Origin of the sequence: Flagellimonas lutaonensis, from assembly GCF_000963865.1 — a bacterium.
GTDB lineage: Bacteria > Bacteroidota > Bacteroidia > Flavobacteriales > Flavobacteriaceae > Flagellimonas_A > Flagellimonas_A lutaonensis.
Genome location: NZ_CP011071.1, coordinates 2000056 through 2022857 on the forward strand (window position 1 = coordinate 2000056; position 22802 = coordinate 2022857).

The window sequence follows — 22802 nt, forward strand, 5'->3', positions numbered from 1 at the left end:
AAAAATAATTGATTTTTAAACTGTACGAAAAACAGGGAAGCCTTCAAAAACAGGGAAGCCTTCAGATGATGATTCGAGTATCCTGATAAGGATTGAAGATGATAAGGAAATATATATTGAAGAAAAAAGAATTTTTGTTTGGGATGAAGTTTTTACAGAAATACTCTACCTAAAAGAACATAAGCCAGTTGAGATTGTCAACACAAAATTAATTTTGAACTGTAACCATGATGTAAAGTTCTCTGTATTGTTCAAAGTTATGCAACAACTTTCAAGGCTCCCACAAAAAAATGTTTGGATAAGGAATATTGCCAACTATTCGGTCGACGTATTGTTTCATAGATTACCGCCTACAACACTTAAATCTTGGAAAAATAGTAGCATTAATGCTTTTTCTTCTGAAATAAAGCTAACAATGTCTCCAAATAGTGGATTAAAACAATCAAAGGATAAAGTGACTGCTGATATAGAAAATTTTGATTTGATTAAGAGAGATTTATATGCCCGAAAATTCACTTCCGTTTCCAACATTATCGATAAGTATAATACATCATATATTATTGTTCATGGTAATGAAAGAATTTCTTTAAATGGTATTTTGTTAGAGAGATTTGAGATGAGTAAAGTTTTTAAGCTTTTTTGGAATAATCAAATAATTTTTATCCTCTTTGATGAAAACATTTCGGTCTTTGATTACCTGACTTTTTTAAATATAATGTACTCTACAGAAAAACCAAAATTAGAAGATAGAGGAAACCGAGGTGTTTTTATAGAAATTTCAAATAGCCTTCGAAAAGAGATTCAACAATCGGGGTTACTAAATATTGTAGATCCACTTAGATAAGATTTATTTAAATTGTAGAATACCAAATGCTGAAGTAATCGATAATTTTAACTATAAGTTGGCTTTTTTTGCTGATTATTATAGAATGGCATCACCTAAATATTATATTTTGAAAAAGAAATGGATACTTTTTTGTTCTAATTTCTGCACTACCGCTTTTCAGTTTATTTTTTGGGAATAGGACAGCTTCGATTTACATCAATGATACAATTTATGCACCACATATTTAGGGCTGACAATCATACTGGTTGGTATTGCTGTTATACTTTTTTGCTGTTCCGCCGAGTTAAATATTTGCTGCTTCAATGTTCTTAATGGTATTTTCAACGAATCTTCAACCATTTATGGTGCTTGAATGAAAAACCCCTTACTTTTTCTACTTTACTTGATAACTGCTGTTTCTTTTGGCCAAGAGAACATAAAAGTGTACCATAAAATGGTCGAAAAAAGCATCAAAATCCTGGTTGACAACCAGAAGTACTGCCCTGTAACGCTGGTGATTGATTTTGAGTTGAAAAATTTAAAACCTGTTGACAGCAATAATACCTTCGTGGTGCCGGCAAGAAGTGACAGCATGTTGCTCACGACCTTAGTGCCATTGGATTTGAAAAAAAGGAGTTTTTTTAAGTATGATTTTAAGTATTACTTCGGGGATGCGTTCAGAACTATGTACGACTCTCTGTACCATTACCACCTTCCATTTGAAAAGAACAAAGCTTTTGAAGTAATACAGGGCTATAATGGCGATTTCTCACATAAGAATCAATATGCGATTGATTTTGAAATGCCAAAAGGCACCAAAGTCTGTGCCGCAAGGGATGGAGTGGTAGTGAAAGTAATCGATTCGAACAATATAAGCTGCCCCTCAGAAGAATGTAAAAAGTTTGGCAATCAAGTTTTGATATATCATGAAGATGGCACCTTCGCCGATTATTCACATATTAAATTCAAAGGGGCAAAGGTAAAGGTCGGTGATGATGTCAAAAAAGGCCGAGTTATTGCTGAGAGTGGTAATGTTGGATATTCCGATGGCCCTCATCTTCATTTTATGGTATTTCGAAAAGAATTTGACAAGGACATTACACTCCCGACCAAATTTCGCACTGGTAAAAACGGTGATACAATAGAAGAGTTAAAGCCTCATTCAAAGTATATGAGAGGATACGATTAAATCTAAAGGACTATCTCATAAAGTGTGTAAATAGAAAATTAGCGGGGGCATGCCCCCGCTAATTTTTTGTCTAATTTTAAATATTTTGCACATCATGAAGAAAGAAGAATTGTTCAACGACGATTTTCTGAAACAGTTCAAGACCGGGGACGAGCTCAACGGTTTTCTGAAGGAACTCCAAAAACGCGGCATCGAGAAGATGCTCGAGGGCGAGCTCGACGGCCACCTGGACTATCAAAGGCACCAGCGTTCGTCCAATGCCAACAAGCGCAACGGGCATTCCAAGAAGAAGGTAAGGACTTCCTTCGGGGAATCCGAGATAGCCGTTCCCAGGGATAGGGATGCCAGTTTCAACCCGATGATAGTCCCCAAGCGGGGCAACATAATCGACGGGCTTGAAAATATAATTGTATCGCTCTATGCCAAGGGCATGTCGGTCAGTGACATAGAGGAGCAGATACGGGAGGCCTACGGGTTCGATGTCTCCACCTCCACCATATCGCGTATCACCGAAAAGGTGGCCGCCGACATCACGGCATGGCAGAACCGTCCCCTGGAACCGGTCTATCTGATCGTATGGATGGACGGCATCGTCTTCAAGGTCAGGGAATCCTCCAAGGTCGTCAACAAGACCGTGTACGTGGCCGTAGGCTTGCGAAGGGACGGGAAAAAGGAGGTACTCGGCCTGTGGCTGGGCAAGAACGAGTCCGCCGCTTTCTGGATGTCCGTCCTTACCGACATGAAGGCCCGTGGCACCGAGGACATCCTGATCACGGCCACCGACAACCTGAACGGCTTTACCGATACCATCAAGAACGTCTTCCCCGAATCCAAGACCCAGATATGCGTGGTGCACCAGATCCGCAACGCATGCCGCTACGTGGTCTGGAAGGACAAAAAGGCCTTTACCTCGGACATGAAGGGCATCTACAACGCCCCCAACGAGAAGGCCGCCAAGGCCGCCCTGGAGGACTTCGCGCAGAAATGGGAGGGCAAGTACTCCTATGCCATAAGGAGCTGGAGGGACAACTGGGACGAACTGACCGTGTTCTACGAGTTCCCTGTGGAGATACGCAAGATCATCTATACCACCAACCTTATCGAGAACCTGAACGGGAAGATACGCAAGTACACCAAGAACAAGCTGTCCTTCCCGACCGACGACGCCGTGATGAAATCCGTATATTTGGCCGTAAGGGAGGCCACCAAAAAATGGTCTATGCCCATCAGGAACTGGGGCATAATCCTGAACCAGTTCCTTACGATCTATGAAAAAAGGGTCAGACTTTAAATAAAGTCAAACCCCTGCTAATTTAAACTTACACACTTATTGGGATAGTGTCAAATCTAATTTGATTTTTTTAAACCTTCATAATTTCAGCCTCTTTGACCTCAAGAACCGCATCCACTTTTTCAATGTATTTGTCGGTTAGTTCTTGAACATCTATCTCGGCGTTGTCCAGTAGGTCTTCTGAAATATCAAGTGCCTTAAGCTCTTTCTTGGCCTCTTGCCGCGCATTTCGAATACTGATTTTGGCTTCTTCGGCTTCGGCCTTTGCTTGCTTTACAAGCTGCTTTCTTCGCTCCTCTGTCAGGGGAGGTACGTTGATAATGACCATTTCACCATTGTTCATAGGGTTGAAGCCCAGATTGGCGTTCATAATGGCCGTCTCTATTTCGGGCAACAGGCTTTTTTCCCAAGGTTGTACCGATATGGTACGTGCATCGGGAGTGTTGATGTTGGATACTTGAGACAATGGTGTTTGTGAACCATAGTATTCGACCATGACGGTCGACAGCATAGCTGGACTTGCTTTGCCCGCCCTGATTTTTACAAATGCTTTTTGAAGATGCTCCATAGCGCCCTTCATGTGCTCTTCAGCCGAATCTAAAATGAATTTTATCTCTTCGTTCATGGTGATGTGTTTATCAAACTATTATCAATTGGCATGCCATATCAAACATTGACAACCGTTCCTATCTTTTCGCCTGATACTATTTTCATCAGATTGCCCCTGGTGTTCATGTCAAAGACCACGATGGGCAACTCGTTTTCTTGGCTCAGGGTAAATGCGGTGGTATCCATTACCTTTAGGCCTTTTGTGATGACGTCATTAAATGATATAGAGTCAAATTTGGTGGCACTCTTATCTTTTTCAGGGTCAGAGGTGTAAATACCATCGACCCTTGTGCCTTTCAATATAACATCGGCCTTGATTTCAATCGCACGTAATACCGCTGCAGAATCGGTAGTAAAATAAGGGTTTCCAGTACCGCCTCCAAAAATCACCACACGGCCTTTTTCTAGATGGCGAATGGCTCGGCGCCTTATAAAAGGTTCGGCTACCTCATTGATTTTAATGGCAGATTGTAAACGGGTTTCAACGCCTTTGAGCTCAAGTGCACTTTGCAGGGCCAAACCATTGATGACCGTGGCGAGCATGCCCATATGGTCTCCTTGTACGCGGTCCATTCCTTGGCTTGCCCCAGAAAGGCCCCTAAAAATGTTACCGCCGCCGATTACAATTGCTACTTCGACTCCTTTGTCGACCACCGATTTTATATCCTCGGCATATTCTTCAAGCCTTTTGGGGTCTATACCGTATTGTTGTTCGCCCATTAGGGCTTCTCCGCTTAGCTTTAACAGAATTCTTTTGTACCGCATTTACACGTTGTTCAAATCCGAACAAAAATAATCAAAAATATTGATGGGCCTGTGCAATCGATTGCTTGATATACCAAGAACAAAAAGCCCCGATTTTGGTCGGGGCTTTTGTTTGAATTTGCAAAAGGAATTAACCCAAGGCTACCCTTTTAAACCCTGTTATGGTCAAATCGGGATTTACTGATTTCACATATTGTGAAACACTTTTCTTACTGTCTTTGATGAAATCTTGGTTGACCAAGGTGTTGTCCTTAAAGAAACGCTTCAATTTTCCTTGGGCGATTTTGTCCAACATTTCCTCAGGCTTCCCTTCTTGGCGCAATTGTTCTTTGGCAATCTCGATTTCTTTGTCGATGGTCTCTTGGTCTACCCCATCTTCATCAAGTGCGATCGGATTCATTGCAGCGGCTTGCATGGCAACATCTTTGGCTACTTCGGCAGCACCTTCAACACCAGCTGAAAGGCCTACCAAGGTTGCAATCTTGTTGCCCGCATGAATATAAGACCCCACAAAAGGAGCACTCAATTTTTCAAAGCTGCCGATTTCGATTTTTTCACCTATCACGCCTGTTTGCTCTGTCAATTTTTCAGCAACGGTCATGCCATTGAATGAGGCAGCAAGAAAAGCGTCTTTATCGTCATAACCAAGAGCCACTTCTGCGAGTTCATTGGCAAGGGCCACGAAACTTTCGTTTTTGGCAACGAAGTCGGTCTCACAGTTCAAAGAGATGATGACCCCTGAGGTTTTGTCGCCATTTACCTTTGCGATGGCGGCCCCTTCAGAAGAGTCGCGGTCAGCTCTTTTGGCGGCGACTTTTTGACCTTTTTTTCTAAGTATTTCGATTGCCTTGTCGAAATCGCCGTCGGCCTCGACCAATGCCTTTTTGCAATCCATCATACCGGCACCTGTGGCCTTTCGCAATTTATTTACTTCAGCGGCTGTGATTTTTGCCATTTCAGTTGTCTTTTAGATGTTTAAATAAATCAGTTATTGTTTTGTGGGCTTACTCAACCCCTCCCTTGGCTTTGTCTTGCCACTCTTTTAGCTCGTCCCACTTGCCATCGGCTGCCATTTTTGCCTGCTTTGGCCATGATGTAGGGTCAAGGTGTGCCATTCTAGAGCTGGCCTCTGTCAAAACCTCTTTGATTTTTTCAGGCTTTGCCTTGGCCAAATCAGCATAGGTTGCAAGACCGGCGTTGGCCAATGCTTCGGCTGCCTTTGGCCCTACACCTTCGACTTTGGTAAGGTCATCGGCCTTTTCGGCTTTCTTTTCCTCAGCTTTTTTCTCCTTTTTGGGAGTTGGCTCAGCCTCCTTTTTTTCTTCTTTTTTCTCCTCTTTCTTTACTTCGGCCTTCTTTACTTCATTGGCCTCTTTTTTTGCCTCTGTGGCCTTTGCTTTTTTCTTAGGAGCTTTTACCGGCTCATCGTCTTCTTCACCTATGACGGTAGCGGTTGTCTTTGAGGTTTCCTTTATCTCTTCCTCTTCTTCGGCAGCAGCTTGCTTCTCGCTTTTTCGTTCAGCAAGACCTTCTGCGACAGCACTGGTAACTTGCTCTAAAATAATTTCGATTGATTTACCGGCATCATCGTTTGAAGGAATCACGAAATCGATGGGCCTGGGATCGGAATTGGTGTCGACCATCGCAAAAATAGGGATGTTCAACTTTTGGGCCTCCTTCACCGCAATGTGCTCCCGCATAGTGTCCACAATGAAGATAGCCCCGGGCAATCGGGTCATATCGGCAATCGAGCCCAAGTTTTTTTCCAATTTGGCACGAAGGCGTTCCACTTGAAGACGTTCTTTTTTAGAAAGGGTGTTAAATGTGCCGTCTTTTTTCATCCTGTCGATAGACGACATTTTTTTGACCGCTTTTCTGATAGTGACAAAGTTGGTCAGCATACCACCGGGCCATCTTTCTGTGATGTAGGGCATGTTTACCTTTGATACCTTGTCGGCCACTATGTCTTTTGCTTGCTTCTTGGTGGCTACAAAAAGGATTTTCCTTCCTGACGCAGCAATTTTCTTAAGGGCCTCTTTGGCCTCTTCGAGCTTAGCTGCGGTTTTGTAAAGATTGATAACGTGAATTCCGTTGCGCTCCATGTAGATATAAGGAGCCATGTTCGGATTCCATTTACGTGTCAGGTGCCCAAAATGCACCCCTGCTTCCAATAAGTCTTTGACTTCTACTTTGTTTGCCATTTTTGTAATTAGTTTACGTTCCGTTGAGATAGCAATGCCGAGGTGGTCTCCGCTTTTGGCGGATCGCCCTTGGCATTTAGATGCTAAACTAAATTCCAAAGAAGTTCTTCAGTTCTTTGGAACAACGACAACTTGGGTTAAAATTTAATCCTGACGAAATATCATCAGGATTTTCAATGAACTTTGTTATTCAGGTGATGTGGTAAGGCCACATCGATAATTTTTTTTGACCCGTCTCAAAAGATGCCGACACATTCCGATAGCTGTCGGAACAGCATTAACGCTTAGAGAACTGGAATTTCTTACGCGCCTTCTTTTGGCCGTATTTCTTACGCTCGACCATTCTTGGATCTCTGGTAAGCAGTCCTTCGGGCTTAAGGACTTCCCTGTGCTCTTCGTTGATTTCGCAAAGAGCTCTTGAAAGAGCCAATCGAACCGCTTCGGCTTGGCCTGTGATGCCACCACCGTAAACATTTACTTTAACATCGTAACTGCCTTCGTTGCCGGTAAGCGCAAATGGCTGGTTCACTTTATAGCGCAAGGTGCCTGTTGTAAAGTAATCTTCAAGAGGTCTTTTATTGACAGTGATATTGCCTTTTCCTTCAGTAACGTACACACGGGCCACGGCCGTCTTTCTTCTACCGATTTTGTGGACTGTCTCCATTATTTGTAATCGTTTAAGTTAATCGCCTTGGGTTTTTGTGCTTCATGGTTATGCTCTGAACCCACATATACTTTTAGGTTTCTGAACAGGGCGGCACCCAATTTGTTTTTGGGAAGCATACCCTTGACAGATTTTTCGATAAGTCTTTCTGGGTGCTTGTCCAAAACTTCTTTCGCAGTAACCGATCGCTGACCACCAGGGTAGCCCGTATAGCGCAAATACACCTTGTCGGTCCACTTGTTGCCTGAAAGGTTGATTTTTTCTGCATTGATGACAATCACGTTGTCACCACAATCGACATGTGGGGTAAAGTTGGGCTTGTGTTTTCCACGCAACAACTTGGCCACTTTTGAGGCCAACCGGCCCAGTGTTTGCCCCTCGGCATCAACCAACAACCATTGCTTGTCAACAGTTGCTTTATTGGCAGAAATCGTTTTATAGCTTAAAGTATCCAAACCTTAAAAATTATGGGTTTAACATGCAATTCCGTCAAACGGGCTGCAAATGTACAATTATTAGATTGAATTACAAACCGTTGATTGGGAATATTTTTTTGCTTTTTTAACCGCGAAGTTCTTTCAAGACCATTTGCAATTTGTTTTCCAAAATTATTGTTAAAAACGGGTCTATTTTCATAAAAACTGTAACGAGTTCTTTTTTTTAGGGTCTTTAGGTTGCATCAATCAAAAAGCTAATTCACGTGAGAACTACCGCCGGCCTTTCGCTTGTCTTTGTATTTGCAATTTTGAACCTTACGGCCCAGCAGGCGAAAAAGCCAAAACCTGCACCTGATTTTATTCCCAAAAAAATATACACAACAAAAGAAGTAAATGGCCAAGAAGCGCCCATAATCGATGGTAAGCTCGACGACCCGGCTTGGGAAATCGTGGATTGGGCAGGCGACTTTATAGAAAACCGCCCAGACGAAAATACCCCGCCCAGCTATCAGACCAAGTTCAAGATCATCTACGACGACGGGTTTTTGTACATAGGGGTGAGGTGTTACGATGCTGAACCGGAGAACATAGTTAAAAGAATGTCGCGCCGTGATGGTTTTGATGGAGATTGGATCGAGTTCAATATCGACAGCTACCATGACAAGCGCACGGCGTTCTCTTTTAATGTTACCGTAGCTGGCGTAAAGGGCGATGAACTGGTCTCTGAGAATGGCAACAACTGGGACGATAGCTGGAACCCGATCTGGTATACAAAAACCCATGTTGATGAGGAGGGGTGGACGGCCGAGCTAAAAATACCGTTCAGCCAGATCAAGTTTGGCAAAGAAAAAAACCAGATTTGGGGCCTTCAGTCAACTAGGCGTTTCTTTAGGGAAGAAGAGCGTTCGCTATGGCAGCGGGTGCCCTTGGATGCCCCGGGATGGGTCAGTGAATTCGGTGAATTACATGGCCTAAAGAACATTGAACCACAAAAACAGTTGGAAATACAGCCCTATACCGTGGCCAGGGGCATAACCTATGAAGCCGAGGAAAGCAATCCTTTTCGCGATGGCGATGATACCGATTTGAACGTGGGGTTGGATGCCAAGATCGGTATAACCAATGATTTGACGTTGGATTTGACCGTTAATCCGGATTTTGGGCAGGTAGAGGCAGACCCTTCGGCCATTGCATTGGACGGATTTCAGATTTTCTTCAGGGAACAGCGACCATTTTTTGTCGAAAACAACAATATTTTCGATTTTAGCCTGTCACAGTCACAGGCAGGCAACACCTTTGGTGCCGATAATATTTTTTACAGCCGACGAATTGGTAGAAACCCGCAGGGTTTTCCGAACACCAACGATGGTGAATTTGTCGACCAACCCGAGAACACCCCTATCATCGGGGCGGCCCGTTTCAGCGGCAAGACCAAAGATGGCTGGGCCATTGGTGTGCTCGAAAGTGTTACCGCCCGCCGATATGCGACCATCGATAACAATGGTGACCGCCGAAGAGAGATCGTTGAGCCCTTGACCAACTATTTCGTCGGCAGGCTTCAAAAAGACTTTAATGAGCGAAATTCGTACATCGGGGGTATTTTAACCGCGGTGAACCGTGATGCGCTCAGTGAGAATATCGATTTTCTTCACCGTCAGGCCTATACCGGTGGTTTTGACTTCAAACACCAATGGAACGACCGTGATTGGTACTTGGGGGGCAACATCAATTGGAGCCATGTAAGGGGCAGCGAAGAGGCCATCCAAAATACCCAAGAATCCATTACCCATCTGTTTCAACGGGTCGATGCCGAGCATGTAGAGGTAGATCCTGACAAGACATCCCTGACCGGTACCGGGGGCAACCTGCAATTGGGCAAAGTGGGCAATGGCCACTTCATGTTCGAGACCGGTGGCACGTGGCGTTCACCCGAATTGGAACTCAACGACATCGGCTTTCAAAGACAGGCAGACGATATAAGGCACTATACCTGGGTCGGCTACCGAACCTTGAAACCTGATAGTACTTTCAGAAGGGTGGGCATCAATTACAACCATTGGAGCGCCTGGGATTTTGGCGGAAACCACAACTATCTACAATTCAACACCAACAGTTGGCAAAACTGGAGCAACAACTGGTTCACCAACCTTGGGTTCAACTATGCGCCCATACAATATTCAAATTTTGCCCTTAGGGGCGGCCCAAGGTTGCGCAGATCACCTTGGATGAGTTTTTGGAACGGGATCAACACCGATAGACGAAAAAAATTGCGCTTCAGTGTATTCCACAATGGCCGCAAGGCTGTTGACAACTCAATTAGGTCATACAACATCCAGGCCGGGTTTTCATACCAACCCACCAATGCATTGCGTATTTCTGTTTTTCCTGAACTGGGCATCAATAACGACAAGCTGCAATATGTCAACAACATAGACACCCCTAATGGGGTACGATATCTCAATGGTGAAATCGAGCAGCGAACCTTGAGCATGTCTTTACGGCTGAACTACAATATAAACCCGAACCTAACTATACAGTATTGGGGACAACCCTTTATTTCAAGGGGTCGGTACTCAAATTTCAAACATGTGACCGATGCCACTGCCAAAAATTTTTCAGCTCGTTTTCTGCAGTATGATACCGACCAGATTTCCTTTGCCGATAACACTTTTTCGGTCGATGAGAATCGTGATGGCACCACCGACTTTACTTTTGGCAATCCTGATTTCTCGTTCATCCAGTTTCGCTCGAATCTGGTCGTAAGGTGGGAGTACATTCCCGGTTCTGAGATATTCTTGGTCTGGTCACAAGACGTATCGCAATCCGGCGATTCCTCTGAGGGGCTTTTTAGCAGTTTGGGCGACAATATTTTTGGCCAAAGACCACAGAATATCTTCTTGCTCAAGGCCACCTATCGCTTTATTCTATGATTCGCACAGGGTACTAATATGTTTTTTTCTGCGTTATGTGGTAACAAACACCTCATATCAAATTACTATGAAACGATTTTTTATGCCACTTTTTGTGGCTTTTGCCGTCATCACATCATGTTCTACCGATAATGATGAAAATGAAGACGGAAACCTTGAACCGAGCGCATTGGTCGGAACATGGAACATGACCGATGTACGGTTTGAAGAAGATCTTTCGGATCCGAGCCTTAACTTGGCAGATGAAATAGTCGACGAACTATTGCAAGAAAACTGCATTTTGGTAAGTTTTACATTCAATGCCGATGGTTCGGCAACAAGTACCGACAAGGTCAATTATTTACAGGTGAACGCAGGGCCCAACGGGTTGGATGTTCCCTGTCCTACGGAAAGCGATAATGAAACGGCCTCTTGGTCACTTGAGGGAGACCAGCTTACGTTGGATGATGGAAATGGCACTGTGGAAACCATAACCATAGAATTGGAAGGAAATACCCTTATCATCGCAGGTGAAGACATTGATGAAAACAACTATGTTGGTGCCGAAGCCATTTTTACCAAACAATAGACAGATCGACAAAAATTCTTCAAAGACCCGTTGTTTGTCAACGGGTTTTTATTTTTACCAAAGCCTGAACGAGGGCTTCGTTGGCTTCTTGGTCGCCAATGGAAATCCTAACCTTGCCCGGGGCACCGAATTGGGAAACGGGTCGTACCATTACGCCCTGCGCCATTAAGAAATCGGTAAACTCCATTTCGGGCAATGGGGGGTCTATAATAAAGAAATTTGCTTGGGTGGGCCAATATTTAATTCCTAGCGAAGCGAAGGCATCTGCTAAGAATATTTTTCCATCCTGTACCGTTTTCACGGTATTCGCAATAAATTCCTTGTCGTTTAGCGCCCCAATAGCGGCCTCAATGGAAGTGATCGGCAGCAAAAAGGGCTTATGGATCTGACGGATGTAGTTCGCAATTTTCGCGGTGGTGTAGCAGTAGCCAATGCGTTGCCCTGCCAGTCCGTAGGTTTTTGAAAAACTGTTGAGGCCAACAATGTTGTAGCCCTGCATAACATAGGGTAGGGCCGTCACATAGTCTTCCGCATCGGCAAACTGGCGATAGACCTCGTCGTAGACCACAAGTATATTTTTGGGAATCCTTGCCAGAAAATCCTCCAAAACAGCCTTGGGAATATAAGTGCCCGTGGGGTTGTTGGGGCCGGTCAAAAAAATGATTTTCGTGCGCTCTGTAATGGCATTCAAGATTCCTTCCACATCCAAGGAATAATCGAAATCCTTCAAGCGCACATCTATCTGCTTGGCCCCGTACCACCTTGAAAATACAGAATAAGGCAAAAAGCAGGGATTTGAAAAAATAACCTCATCCCCTTCATTGATAAAGGCCCTTAAAATCATGTCGATAATCTCTGACCCGCTGTTGCCCGTTATAAATTGATCGGCGGCCAACTTATGGTCGAAATCGAGCACCAATGCTTCTCGTAAACGAATATCGGTCTGGTCGGGGTAAAGCGCTATATTTTGTGCCGCCTTGATAAGGGCTTCCGTTGCCTTGGGAGATTGCCCCAATGGATTCTCGTTTGACGAAAGCTTATAGATCTTTTTGGTGGAGGCCGGTATGTTTTTACCGCCTTTGTATACCTCTTTGGGTTCTAGGTATGGTTTGAAAATCGATTCGATTCCCTTTTCCATCAGTCAAATTTTTCAGCGTATAACAAAATGGTCAAAGCCTTTTTGGTTTCTCCTTGTTCCAGTAGTTGCTGGGCCCGCAGATGGATGTCTTTTTTTGAAGAAAGCGCTTCTGTCTTTGCCCATTGGGCCGCCTTTTCAATTTCAGTTTCATCCGGAAGCCTTTCCACATTACCCAGGCGCCCCAGATTGTTGCCGGTTAACACTTCGCTCTCTCGAATACCCTTTGGTAGTTGGTCGACCCCGATACCCTTGTTGCGAATGGGCTTCAGAATTTCGAACAGTGCATCACCGCTTGCACGGGTGTACCAACTGCCGCCCATACGGCCCACCAAGTCGAGTTTGGTAGTGTCCAAGGTGCCATTTTCATCCATGTAGCCTTTGTTGATATGGATGAGTTTTACTTCCGCAAAGATTAGGTTGCCCGCCCCGGGAAGTTCTGCCAGTTCAATTACCTTGGTGACCTTGCATTCAAAGGCCACGGGCGCCTCGCCCACCCTGGGCGGTTTTACTTTTTCGCTCGCCACTTGGGTGAAACCGGCCTTGACAAATTCGTTGACCCCTTTATCGTACGCAGTGCTCGCCAAAGACATCTGCTCGACCATGGAATGGTTGACTATATTGATGACCACCTCCGGTACCTCTTTCACATTTTGATAGGAATGCTTGGTGGTATTGTCACGACCGCTTCGCGCGGGTGAAAAGATCATGAGCGGCGGATTTGAACTGAAGACATTGAAAAAACTGAACGGGCTGAGGTTCACGTTTCCTTCTTTGTCAACCGTGCTGGCAAAGCAGATGGGCCTGGGGGCCACAGCGCTTAATAAAATACCGTGCAGCTCGGGCTGTGGCAATTGGGTTGGGTCTATGGTTTTTATCATAACTTTTCTGTCATGTCGAGCGCAGTCGAGACAAAAGAAAAGTTGGGGAAGTCATTTCGACTGCGCTTAATGTGACATCCCCAAAATCAATTATTTCGCAGGCAAAACTTTGGTTCTCACTTCACCGAAACCAACGCGTTTGCCATCTTTCTCGGCATAGCCCCGCATGATGACCGTGTCGCCATCATTGATAAATTTTCGTTCGCTGCCATCTTTCAATTTGATGGGTTTGGTGCCCATCCAAGCCAATTCGAGCATGGAACCATACGAGTTTTCATCTTTGCCTGAAATAGTCCCTGAGGCCATCATATCGCCAATGTTGATGTTGCAGCCGTTTACGGTATGGTGTGCCAACTGCTGGGCCATGTTCCAGTACATGTACTTGAAGTTCGAACGGCAAATGGTCTCGGCCTCGCCACCTTCTGGGGCCAAAGCAACCTCAAGGCTCACATCGTAATTTCTTTTCCCTTCAAACTGCAAATACGGAAGCACTTCGGGTTTTTGTTCTGGGCCTTCTACCCGAAAGGGTTCCAAGGCATTCAAGGTAACGATCCAAGGCGAGATGGAAGAGGCAAAGTTCTTTGCCAGGAAAGGCCCGAGCGGAACATATTCCCATTTTTGTATGTCACGGGCCGACCAATCGTTGAACAAAACCAATCCGAAGATATAGTCTTCTGCTTCACTGGTGGAAACTGATTCGCCCAATTTTGTGTCTTTTCCGACCACAAAGCCCATTTCAAGTTCAAAGTCCAATCGTTGCGAGGGGCCAAAAACAGGTTTTTCGGCGTCTTTGGGCAACGTTTGGCCTTTTGGTCGGTGAATGGGCTGCCCGCTGATGATGATCGAGCTGGCGCGACCGTGATACCCTACCGGAATGTGTTTCCAGTTGGGCAACAGGGCGTTTTCGGGATCGCGGAACATTTTGCCCACATTGGTGGCGTGCTCGATACTGGAATAAAAATCGGTGTAATCGCCAACATGTAGGGGCATGTGCATCTGGGCTTCCGATTGTTTTACGAACAATTCTGGTTTGCCGGCAAGGGGCGAGGCATCATCTTGCAGCCAATGCTGGATGTCTTTGCGAACCTTTGAGGTGATTTCTTTTCCCAATGAGATGAAATCGTTCAAAGTATCCTTTTCCAACACAGCGGAGTTAAAATCAAAAACATCCAATTCGGCCACGGCCGCCAAATCTAAAATGTGCTCGCCCACGGCAACCCCTGCCCGTGGACTCCTGTCCTTTGTGGAAAATATCCCAAAGGGAATGTTATGGATTGAAAAATCTGAGTTTGTGGGTATGTCTATGATCATTTTTTAGATATGAGATTTAAGACGTTAGATATTGGATGGATTATAAAAATAGTTTTACAACTTTTTGTCTCATGTCCAACATCTGCTATCTAACTTCTATTTTTACTCCAACCAAGATTTATAATACTTGCCATCGTCGATCTTCATGGCGTTTTGGGTTAGCTGCAGCGGTTTAAAGGTGTCGATCATCACTGCTAGTTCTTCGGTGCCTTTTTTGCCAATGCTGGCTTCATAGGTGCCCGGATGCGGCCCATGTGGAATGCCCGCCGGATGCAGCGAAATATAACCGGGGCCAATGCTTGTTCTGCTCATAAAGTCACCATCCACGTAGTACAATACCTCATCTGAATCGATGTTCGAGTGGTTGTACGGGGCGGGTATCGCCTTGGGATGGTAATCGTACAATCGCGGTACGAACGAACAGACCACAAATGCCCCTGTCTCAAAGGTCTGGTGTACAGGTGGTGGTTGGTGCACGCGGCCCGTAATGGGTTCGAAGTTGTGTATGGAGAAGCCGTAGGGGAAATTGTAGCCATCCCAACCGACCACATCAAACGGATGCGTCGCGTAGACCAGGTTGTGCAACATACCCTGCTTTTTGATTTTCATCAAAAACTCCCCTTTTTCGTCATGGGTTTCCAAGTCTTGTGGCAGTTTATAGTCGCGCTCGCAGAAAGGCGAGTGCTCCAATAATTGTCCGAACCAGTTGCGGTATCGTTTGGGTGTATAAATTGGGTGGAACGACTCTGCATAAAGAATACGGTTGTCTTCTGAATCGAACTCGATTTGATAGATCATTCCCCTTGGGATGATGAGATAGTCACCATATTCAAAAGGAATGTTGCCCACAAAGGTTCTCAATGTGCCCGAACCTTTGTGGATAAAGAGCATTTCGTCGGCATCGGCATTCTTGTAGAAATAGCCGCTCATCGACTTCTTTGGCGCTGCCAACCCAATATGCACATCACTGTTTACCATAAGCGGTTCACGGGCCTCTAAAAAATCATCTTTTGGTTTTACATCAAAACCAATCAATTTTCGGGATGTGATGTTGTTGGCCACAGCAATTTTCGGGCTTACATCCATCGGCTTTTCAACTTCCCTGACCTGTGTGGGTCGATGAATATGGTAGAGCAACGATGACATGCCGTCAAAACCGATGGTGCCGAACAGTTGCTCATAGTACAGCCCCCCGTCTGGTTTTTCAAACTGGGTGTGCCGCTTTTGCGGAATCTTTCCTAATTTATGATAGATAGGCATATCTTAAAGTTAAAAGTTCAGGGTTAAAAGTTAAACGGTTTTGGCCAATTTGAACTAACCATTAACGATTAACCATGTACGATTCAGTGCAACGTGCCCCGAAGTTCTTGCTCGCGCTCGATGGCTTCGAAGAGTGCCTTAAAGTTACCTTTTCCGAACGACTTGGCTCCCTTTCTTTGAATGATTTCGAAGAACATGGTCGGCCTTGGTTCGACAGGTTTTGTGAAAATCTGCAACAGATAGCCCTCGTCGTCCCTATCGACCAGAATGCCCAGTTCTTTCAAGGGTTCGATATCTTCATCGATTTTACCCACGCGGTCGGTCACCGAATCATAATAGATGGCCGGTACACGAAGAAATTCAACGCCACGGCTTCGCAGGTCTCTAACGGTTTTGATAATATCATCAGTGGCCACTGCAATGTGTTGTACGCCTTCACCTTCGTAGAAATCGAGGTATTCCTCAACCTGTGATTTTTTCTTGCCTTCGGCTGGTTCGTTGATAGGGAATTTGATGCGGCCGTTGCCGTTGCTCATCACCTTGCTCATCAGGGCAGTGTAATCGGTTGAAATGTCTTTGTCGTCAAAAGTCAAAATATTTTTGAAGCCCAGTACCTCTTCATAAAACTTGACCCAATGGTTCATGCGGTTCCAGCCAACATTGCCCACCATGTGGTCAACATATTTTAGCCCAGTGGGTTCGGGATTGTAGTCAGGCGTCTCCCACTTTTTGAAACCGGGCAAAAAGATGCCGTTGTAATCTTTTCGTTCGACAAAAATGTGAACGGTCTCTCCGTAGGTGTAAATGCCAGAACGCACCACCTTGCCGTGTTCATCTTTTTCGGTCACAGGCTCCATATATGATTTAGCACCCCGTGCCACGGCAGTTTCGTGGGCATAAGTGGCGTCATCGACCCAAAGGGCCACCACTTTAACGCCATCGCCATGCTTGTCGATATGTTTCCCGATTTCGGTACCGCTTTTTAGGGGCGAGGTCAGCACCAGACGAATCTTGTCTTGCGCCACTACATAGCTTTCACGGTCTTTGAGTCCGGTTTCGAGTCCGGCATAGGCATACGACTGAAAGCCAAAAGCGGTCTTGTAGTAGTGGGCGGCCTGCTTTGAATTGCCGACGTAAAGCTCAATGTAATCGGTACCGTTGATGGGCATGAAGTCTTTTGCCTCATCATGAATTTTTGGGGTGGCTGTGGTTTCCATTATCTCTATAATTTTTTATTGTGAACCAGTTTTGTTGTTGATGCAACAAAAATACGTATTTTTGGATTACGAAAACGCTTTCGCAAGAAAATTTTAGGTTAAATGTTTAACTGTCATTCCGTGCTTGAAACGGAATCTCATAAATGATGGATTCCCCACCTCCCGATGGCTATCGGGAGTGGGAATAAGATGATGCTGAACCAAATAGACAAGATATCGGGAATCGGCCTTCACCTCGACCTAGTGTTGCGCAAGGTGCAGGATGCTTATTTGCGAAGGTTTCAGGAGTTGAACGTTGACATGACCATTGAGCAGTGGGTAATTCTGCATCAGATTTACGAACTGGGTGATGCGGCTTCGCAGCGTGACATTGTACAATCGAATTTTCGCAACCGTGCGACAATCTCAAGGGTCATTGGTGGACTTGAGCGCAAGGGATGGATCAAGAAGACCCGTTTCAATGGGGACCAAAAACGATTTAAGCTTGAATTGACCGAAAAGGGTAGCAACATTATCGAGGTGGTATTGCCCCATGCCCTCGAGCTAAGACAAAAAGCCATCGAAAATCTTGATGGCAATGAATTTGAAGTCTTTTTAAAAGTACTCGACCAAATCGGTGAGAACTACGATGGATAGTGTGGGTCACTGCCTCTTCAAAAAATGCTCCCCAAACGCTTCCAGAACAGCGACTTCTCCTTGGGGGTTTAAATGGAATTGAAATAGGGTCTCTAAATAGTACGGATTGTTTTTTGTTGAAACAAAAGTGTCGTAGTGCCAGTGTTTGCCCTCTAGTTTTAAAAAATCGTTGAAAACCAACAAAAGGCCATCACCATCGATTTTTACCGAGACCTCTCCCAGCATAGTATGATGGTAGCTGCCTTCATAAGCAGTTAGGGGCAACGTGGTATTTGTGTCTTTGGCCCGTTCTTCTTTCATTTTGGCCAAACGCATCTTGTTTTGTGATTTGAAGTCCCCATACAGTTGTGAGATTTCTTTGTGCCACCCACGACTGATGTCATCAAAGGCAAAAAGGTCAATGGCCTTATAGAGAATGGCATGTCGCAGTTCTGCGTGGTCAAGGTTTGCAAAAACGTAAACGGCTACATCTTTATCGCGCATCAGGCCTGCCATGGCAACCAGACCTGTAATGCTGCCGGTGTGGAAATCGAGTTTCTGGCCGCGGTAATCGTGTTGAAACCATCCTAGTCCGTAGGTCTTCCAATTTGGATTTGTTAATTGTTGGGTGGGATAAAAACCGGTGTCGGTCACAAAGGCATGGGGCTTAAACAGGTAATCGAACGTTTCTTTTTTCAACAGGGTATCTTGTCCCACAATTCCATCATTGTCAAGAAACTTCAAGTAGTTTGCCACATCGGAAGCACTGGCCCAAATCATGCCCGCCGCCCCAATTTGGTCTGAACGATTGTAATCGACCTGTACCATGCCATCTTCGATATGGTCTAGGTAAGGGGTTACATAGTTGCCCTGGCCAAAAACCTCGCTCACTTTTGCCACGGCATCAACCATACCTATGGGTTTGAATAGATGTTCACCAACAAAATCTGTCCAATGTTGGCCGCTTACGGCCTGTATTACCTCACCCGCAACGGCATACATCAAATTATTGTAAGCGTACCCACCAGTGTAGGTGGCCCCGTTATCACTAGAAAAAATGATAAGGGTGTTCCCATAGAGCCCCAAGGCTTTCAGTTTTACCACCAATTCGCCCAGTTGTTGGTCGAGATACGAAATCATGGCAGCATAGGTTGCCCGTGGATAACGATTGGGAAAGTAGCCCTTGTCGCCCACATGCGGTTTTTCTTCACCAAACTGTTCTCGGTAGGTTTCCACCAACTCGGTGGGAGCCTGAAGAGGTAGGTGGGGCAGGGGCGAGGCATAGTATAGAAAAAAGGGCTGGTCTTGATTCTTCTCGATAAAGACCAACGCCTTTTCGTGGATCAAGGTCGGGGCATATTCTTTTTGGGCAAACCGGGCGTAACTTTTCTCATCAAAGGGATCGGCAAGATTGTCGAGTGGTTGGTGTGGGGCAATAAGTTCATTGTGAAGCAGCACTTTTTTGTCGTGGTGCCACAAATGGCCGGGGTATAGGTTGTGCGCTTGGCGTTGGCAGTTGTAACCGTAAAATTCATCAAACCCCTGCTGGTTGGGTACCCCTTCGGTGTTGGGCGCACCAAGTCCCCATTTGCCGAAGATGCCCGTGGCATAGCCCTTGGTCTTGAGCAGTTCGGCCAAAGTGACCGTTGAATCGGGGATAGGTCGCTGCCCCTCTAGACCAGGATTGACAAACATCTTTTCATAATCCCACACCTCGCCACGTTCGGCCCATTCATCGTTGCCACGAATATAGGCGTGCCCAGCGTGCTTGCCCGTGAGCAAAATATAACGAGCCGGGGCACAGACCGGTGCACCCGAATAATGTTGGGTGAACTTCATGCCCGAGGCCACAAGTGCATCGATATTGGGGGTCTTGATCTTTTCCTGCCCGTAGGCGCCCACTTCGCCGTACCCTAGGTCATCTGCCAAGAAATAGATGATATTGGGAGTGTCCTGTTGTGAAAAGGTGAAAGAAGCAGTACACAGCCATAGAGCGGTTCCCCAAGATCGAATCGTTTTCCTCATAATAATCGATGGTTCAATCAATGCGCCTCCAACCAATTCTTGCCGATGCCCACTTCAACATCCAACGGAACCGCCAGTTCATAGGCGTTCTCCATTTCGGTTTTTATCATTTCTGAGACCTTTTCCAATTCGGGTTTGTACGCATCAAAGACCAGTTCATCGTGTACCTGCAACAACATTTTGGTTTGGTAGTTTTCTTCGGATAGTTTTTTATGGATGTTAATCATCGCGATTTTGATGATATCGGCGGCACTGCCCTGAATGGGGGCATTTACCGCGTTGCGCTCGGCGGCACCACGTACCACTTGATTGTTCGAGTTGATGTCTTTCAGATAGCGCCGCCGGCCCAAAACCGTTTGCACGTAACCATGCTCACGGGCAAAATCGATTTGGTCGCTGATAAAGTTGCGCAGTTTCGGGTAGGTCTTGTAATAGGTTTCAATGAGTTCTTTTGCCTCGGTGCGGCTGAGGTCGGTCTGGTTGCTAAGGCCAAAAGCGGAAACGCCGTAAATAATTCCGAAGTTTACCGTTTTGGCATTGCTGCGCTGCTCACGGGTCACTTGGTCAATCGGTACGTTGAACACTTTTGAGGCGGTGGAAGCGTGGATGTCTTCTCCATTTTTAAAGGCCTCGATCATGGTGTCTTCCTCACTAAGGGCCGCGATGATACGCAACTCTATCTGTGAATAATCGGCCGCCAACAACATGTACTCTTCATTTCTGGGGATAAACGCCTTTCGTATTTGACGGCCGCGTTCGGTGCGGATGGGAATGTTCTGCAAATTCGGGTTGTTGCTGCTTAAGCGCCCGGTGGCTGCCACGGTCTGCATATAATCGGTATGTACCCTGCCACTGTGCTTTTGTACTTCGTTGGGCAGTGCGTCGACATACGTGCTTTTCAACTTTGTGAGGCCACGGTATTCGAGCACATTTTTAATGATTTCATGGTCTTTGGCAAGGTAAGAGAGTACATCCTCAGAGGTTGAAAATTGGCCTGTCTTGGTCTTTTTTGGCTTATCGACGAGTTTCAGTTTTCCGAAAAGAATGTCGCCAAGTTGCCGGGGCGAGGCAATGTTGAAGGTTTCCCCTGCTTGCTCGTAAATCTTCTCTTCCAGTTTTTTGATGTCCTTGTCAAGTTCTACGGAAAGTTGCTTTAGAAAATCGATATCGAGATTGATGCCCTCACATTCCATATCGGCCAACACGCGTAAAAGTGGCACCTCGATTTCTTCGAACAATTTTTCTGTCTCGGCCGCTTTCAGTTCAGGGCGAAACTTATGGGCCAGTTGAAAGGTGATGTCGGCATCTTCCACGGCATATTCGGTCTGTTTTTCCAAAGGCACCTGACGCATGCTCAATTGGTTCTTGCCCTTTTTGCCGATGAGTTCGGTAATTGAAATGGGTGTGTAGTTGAGGTAGGTCTCGGCCAGCACATCCATATTGTGCCGCATATCAGGATTGATAAGGTAATGTGCCAACATGGTGTCAAAGAGCTTTCCTTTTACCTCGATATGGTACTTGAGCAAGACCTTGATATCGTATTTCAGGTTCTGCCCTATTTTTTCGATTTTCTCGGATTCAAAAAAGGGGCGAAATTGCTCTATCAACTCTTGGGCACCTTCTTTTTCCTCAGGAAAAGGAACATAAAAGCCCTTACCAGCGGACCAGCTAAAGGCTATGCCTACCAATTCGGCTTCCAATGGATTGATGGAAGTTGTCTCCGTGTCAAAACAAACCGAGGTCTGCTGCATCAGCTTTTCCAAAAACAATTGCATGCCCAGCCCTTCTGAAACATGTTGATAAAAATGGGAAACATCAGAGACGGTATTGCGGCTGTTCACATCTTTGATGGTGGCCGGTGCATCACCGTCATTGCCAAAGAGTGAAAACTGTCCGCTACCGGCAGCCTGCGAAATTTTTTTAGCAGTCTCCGTACTGGTGACCTGTGTGCCCGTTTCGGCTTCGCCCGAAAATATTTTGATGAATTGCTCCCGCAAACGGCGGAATTCGAGCTCCTCAAAGATTTCTTGAACCTTTTCAGCGTCGGGCGGACACATTTCATAATCTTTCGCATCGAAAGTAACGTCGCAGTCGGTCTTGATTTCGGCCAGTTGTCGTGACAGGCGCCCCAATTCTGCATTTTCTTCGACCTTCTCTTTCATTTTGCCCTTGAGCTTATCGGTGTTGGCCAGCAAGCCTTCCATTGAACCGAACTCTTGTATGAACTTTTTGGCGGTTTTATCGCCCACACCTGGCAGCCCTGGAATGTTGTCACTGGCATCGCCCATCATGCCGAGGTAATCGATGACCTGTTCAGGCCGTTCGACCCCAAACCGTTTTTGTACTTCGGGGATGCCCCATATTTCTATACCGTTGCCCATACGGGCGGGGCGGTACATGAAAATGTTTTCAGAGACCAATTGGCCAAAGTCTTTGTCAGGGGTCACCATATAGACCTTATAGCCTTCTTTTTCGGCCTGCTTGGCCAATGTGCCGATCAGGTCATCGGCCTCGTAGCCCTCCAATTCTACGATAGGAATGTGCATGGCCTCTAAAATCTTGTGTATGTACGGCACGGCAATCTGAATGGCCTCGGGCGTTTCATCACGATTGGCCTTGTAGTCTTCGAACGCTTCGGTACGCTCAACACTGCCGCCCTTATCAAAGGCCACGGCCAAATGGTCGGGCCGCTCACGTTTTATGACATCAAACAGGGAGTTCATAAACCCCATGATGGCCGAGGTATCCATACCTTTTGAATTGATACGGGGATTTTTGATCAGGGCATAATATCCCCTGAAAATCAAGGCGTAGGCATCGAGCAGAAAAAGGCGCTTTTGTTCTGACATTTTTGAAAGTTAGAAATACGAAATTAGAA

General features: G+C 45.6%; 19 protein-coding genes. 6 read left to right on the top strand and 13 right to left on the bottom strand.

Features of this window, described 5'->3' with window-relative positions; translation table 11 throughout:
• Positions 1 to 259 precede the first annotated feature (259 nt).
• The 3 genes from VC82_RS09390 to VC82_RS09400 all read left to right on the top strand — a co-directional run bounded on the left by VC82_RS09390 (position 260) and on the right by VC82_RS09400 (position 3306).
• Positions 260 to 844, top strand: a complete 585-nt coding sequence (locus VC82_RS09390) for a hypothetical protein (protein ID WP_157518048.1) — start codon at positions 260 to 262, stop codon at positions 842 to 844.
• 355 nt (positions 845 to 1199) lie between these two features.
• Entirely contained in the window at positions 1200 to 2015 is an 816-nt protein-coding gene (locus VC82_RS15910) for a M23 family metallopeptidase (protein WP_045802153.1), read from the top strand.
• 94 nt (positions 2016 to 2109) lie between these two features.
• On the top strand, positions 2110 to 3306 hold the full coding sequence (locus VC82_RS09400; protein WP_045802154.1) for an IS256 family transposase: 1197 nt from the start codon (positions 2110 to 2112) through the stop codon (positions 3304 to 3306).
• Between the two features lie 70 nt (positions 3307 to 3376).
• Here VC82_RS09400 and frr read toward each other — a convergent pair whose 3' ends face one another.
• The 6 genes from frr to rplM all read right to left on the bottom strand — a co-directional run bounded on the left by frr (position 3377) and on the right by rplM (position 8000).
• Positions 3377 to 3931 (bottom strand): ribosome recycling factor, encoded by a 555-nt coding sequence (gene frr, locus VC82_RS09405; protein ID WP_045802155.1) that lies wholly within the window; start codon positions 3929 to 3931, stop codon positions 3377 to 3379.
• 41 nt (positions 3932 to 3972) lie between these two features.
• Positions 3973 to 4680 carry a UMP kinase gene (gene pyrH / locus VC82_RS09410; protein ID WP_045802156.1) on the bottom strand — a complete coding sequence of 236 codons (708 nt, stop codon included), beginning with the start codon at positions 4678 to 4680 and terminating at the stop codon, positions 3973 to 3975.
• A 130-nt stretch (positions 4681 to 4810) separates the two neighbouring features.
• Positions 4811 to 5635, bottom strand: a complete 825-nt coding sequence (gene tsf, locus VC82_RS09415) for a translation elongation factor Ts (protein ID WP_045802157.1) — start codon at positions 5633 to 5635, stop codon at positions 4811 to 4813.
• Between the two features lie 49 nt (positions 5636 to 5684).
• On the bottom strand, positions 5685 to 6881 hold the full coding sequence (rpsB, locus tag VC82_RS09420) for a 30S ribosomal protein S2 (RefSeq protein ID WP_045802158.1): 1197 nt from the start codon (positions 6879 to 6881) through the stop codon (positions 5685 to 5687).
• Positions 6882 to 7158: 277 nt separating this feature from the next.
• Entirely contained in the window at positions 7159 to 7545 is a 387-nt protein-coding gene (rpsI, locus tag VC82_RS09425) for a 30S ribosomal protein S9 (RefSeq protein ID WP_045802159.1), read from the bottom strand.
• On the bottom strand, positions 7545 to 8000 hold the full coding sequence (rplM, locus tag VC82_RS09430) for a 50S ribosomal protein L13 (RefSeq protein WP_045802160.1): 456 nt from the start codon (positions 7998 to 8000) through the stop codon (positions 7545 to 7547). The genes rpsI and rplM overlap by 1 nt, the downstream gene beginning before the upstream one ends.
• 245 nt (positions 8001 to 8245) lie before the next feature.
• Between rplM and VC82_RS09435 the strand changes: the two genes are divergently transcribed.
• Both VC82_RS09435 and VC82_RS09440 read left to right on the top strand, forming a co-directional pair.
• Positions 8246 to 10912 carry a DUF5916 domain-containing protein gene (locus tag VC82_RS09435; RefSeq protein ID WP_084598188.1) on the top strand — a complete coding sequence of 889 codons (2667 nt, stop codon included), beginning with the start codon at positions 8246 to 8248 and terminating at the stop codon, positions 10910 to 10912.
• 67 nt (positions 10913 to 10979) lie between these two features.
• The gene (locus tag VC82_RS09440) at positions 10980 to 11480 is read left to right on the top strand and encodes a lipocalin family protein (RefSeq protein ID WP_084598189.1); all 501 of its coding nucleotides are present in this window, start codon (positions 10980 to 10982) and stop codon (positions 11478 to 11480) included.
• Positions 11481 to 11517: 37 nt separating this feature from the next.
• Here VC82_RS09440 and VC82_RS09445 read toward each other — a convergent pair whose 3' ends face one another.
• From VC82_RS09445 to hppD, 5 genes are all read right to left on the bottom strand, one after another.
• Complete coding sequence (locus VC82_RS09445) at positions 11518 to 12618, bottom strand: pyridoxal phosphate-dependent aminotransferase (RefSeq protein WP_045802162.1); 1101 nt, start codon at positions 12616 to 12618, stop codon at positions 11518 to 11520.
• The gene (locus VC82_RS09450) at positions 12618 to 13496 is read right to left on the bottom strand and encodes a flavin reductase family protein (protein WP_045802163.1); all 879 of its coding nucleotides are present in this window, start codon (positions 13494 to 13496) and stop codon (positions 12618 to 12620) included. The genes VC82_RS09445 and VC82_RS09450 overlap by 1 nt, the downstream gene beginning before the upstream one ends.
• 90 nt (positions 13497 to 13586) lie before the next feature.
• Positions 13587 to 14807: a fumarylacetoacetase gene (gene fahA / locus VC82_RS09455; protein WP_045802164.1), complete on the bottom strand. Its 1221-nt coding sequence runs from the start codon at positions 14805 to 14807 to the stop codon at positions 13587 to 13589.
• 102 nt (positions 14808 to 14909) lie between these two features.
• Positions 14910 to 16067, bottom strand: coding sequence for a homogentisate 1,2-dioxygenase (locus tag VC82_RS09460; RefSeq protein ID WP_045802165.1), 1158 nt, complete (start codon positions 16065 to 16067; stop codon positions 14910 to 14912).
• 83 nt (positions 16068 to 16150) lie between these two features.
• Positions 16151 to 17284, bottom strand: a complete 1134-nt coding sequence (gene hppD, locus VC82_RS09465; RefSeq protein WP_045802166.1) for a 4-hydroxyphenylpyruvate dioxygenase — start codon at positions 17282 to 17284, stop codon at positions 16151 to 16153.
• 165 nt (positions 17285 to 17449) lie between these two features.
• Between hppD and VC82_RS09470 the strand changes: the two genes are divergently transcribed.
• Positions 17450 to 17920, top strand: coding sequence for a MarR family winged helix-turn-helix transcriptional regulator (locus tag VC82_RS09470; RefSeq protein ID WP_245615873.1), 471 nt, complete (start codon positions 17450 to 17452; stop codon positions 17918 to 17920).
• 6 nt (positions 17921 to 17926) lie between these two features.
• Here the strand turns inward: VC82_RS09470 and VC82_RS15445 are convergent, their stop codons facing one another.
• Both VC82_RS15445 and polA read right to left on the bottom strand, forming a co-directional pair.
• Positions 17927 to 19924, bottom strand: coding sequence for a sulfatase-like hydrolase/transferase (locus tag VC82_RS15445; RefSeq protein WP_084598190.1), 1998 nt, complete (start codon positions 19922 to 19924; stop codon positions 17927 to 17929).
• A gap of 17 nt (positions 19925 to 19941) precedes the next feature.
• Positions 19942 to 22773 (bottom strand): DNA polymerase I, encoded by a 2832-nt coding sequence (gene polA, locus VC82_RS09480; RefSeq protein WP_045802168.1) that lies wholly within the window; start codon positions 22771 to 22773, stop codon positions 19942 to 19944.
• Positions 22774 to 22802 lie beyond the last annotated feature (29 nt).